This is a genomic window from Marichromatium sp. AB32, from assembly GCF_003718675.1.
GTDB lineage: Bacteria > Pseudomonadota > Gammaproteobacteria > Chromatiales > Chromatiaceae > Marichromatium > Marichromatium gracile.
In genome coordinates, this window is record NZ_RHFJ01000144.1 from 1 (window position 1) to 424 (window position 424).

Consider the following 424-nt stretch of genomic DNA (forward strand, 5'->3'; position numbering starts at 1 on the left):
GCCGATCTGCTGGCGGATCTGCGTGCGGCGCTGGATCGGATCTGAGCGCGACGAGCCCGGCCGGACGCGCCATCCACAGGACCGATCCGCAGAAACGGTCGTGAAATCTGGATCATCGTCATGGACTTTCCACGCTTTGCGCCCATTTTGGAGGCATGGCGAGGTCGAGTAAGGGGACAACCCGATGAATGTTTTCAACCGCGACATCGACCGCGAACCGACCCGCGCCGAGGCCGAGCGTGCCCTGGCGCTGTTGCGGGACTGGGCCGGAGCTGCCTCCGACGGCGAGATCGAGACCCTCGATCCGGCCCTGTCGGCGCTTTGCCCGGGGCGCGCGGTGTCCGATTATCCGACCCTCAGCCGGACCTATCCGGACGGGTTCGAGGCGGATGCCGCCTACAAGGCGAGCCTGCCCGACCTGCAG

General features: G+C 66.7%; 1 protein-coding gene. It reads left to right on the forward strand.

What is annotated here, in order from left to right; translation table 11 throughout:
• Window positions 1-184: 184 nt before the first annotated feature.
• On the forward strand, window positions 185-424 hold a 240-nt coding region (locus EBL85_RS16890), incomplete at its 3' end, for a hypothetical protein (RefSeq protein WP_223806200.1).